Consider the following 981-nt stretch of genomic DNA (forward strand, 5'->3'; position numbering starts at 1 on the left):
AAGCTGAAGTTAAAGACAACGGCAATAATACTCATACAGTCACTATCACAGATGGTGATGGTAAAACAACCACCACAATCGTGAAAGATGGTGCAACAGGTGCTAAAGGTGATACTGGTGCAGACGGTAAGAATGCTAAAGCTGAAGTTAAAGACAACGGCAATAATACTCATACAGTCACTATCACTGATGGAAACGGCAAACAAACTGTAACAACCATCAGAAACGGTAAAGATGGTCGAGATGGTAGAGACGGTAAAGATGCTGATGGTACATTTGGTCTAGTTGATGAAACTGGCTCAAGCCAAGGTACAATCACGAAGAAACTGAACAATACAATTCAGATTAAAGGTGATGCAGGTACTAAGGTTAAAGTTTACGATAAGCAAACCGGTAAAACTGTTGAGAAAGAAGTTCAAAACATCTTTGTTAAGAAAGATGGCGACGCGTTAAAAGTAAGTCTGAACCCAGACGTAACTGTTAATAGCGTAACAACAAATGAACTTAAAGCAGGTCCAGTAACCATTAACCAAGACGGTATCGATGCAGGCAACAAGACTATCCAAAATGTTGCTCCGGGTGTTAAAGGTACAGATGCTGTCAATGTGAACCAATTGAAAGGAGCTGTTGCCAATATTCATAATGATATGAATAAGATGGATAAAAAACTCAGTGCTGGTATTGCCGGTGCGATGTCTTCTGGTAACTTATACCATGCAACCTTACCTGGTAAATCCATGGTATCTGTCGGCACTGGTACATACCGAGGAGAAACAGCTGTAGCAGTAGGTTATTCTCGATTATCAGATAATGGTAAATTGGGTGTGAAATTTGCTGCTAGCACAAACTCTCGCGGTGGTGCGGGTGCGTCGGCTAGCGTTGGTTATCAATGGTAACGTTCCTTTGATAAAATTAACATCTAACAATAAACCGCATTTAAAATGCGGTTTATGATGGTGGTAATTCATTGATAATAAAAGA

The 981-nt window shown here is 40.2% G+C and carries 1 protein-coding gene; it reads left to right on the forward strand.

The window, feature by feature from the left end:
* Positions 1-896: YadA-like family protein (locus tag O3746_RS10315; RefSeq protein WP_371449037.1), on the forward strand; the 896-nt coding region annotated here is incomplete at its 5' end.
* Positions 897-981 lie beyond the last annotated feature (85 nt).

The organism is Haemophilus sp. 27098_8_127, from assembly GCF_041433495.1.
Taxonomy (GTDB): Bacteria; Pseudomonadota; Gammaproteobacteria; order Enterobacterales; family Pasteurellaceae; genus Haemophilus_D.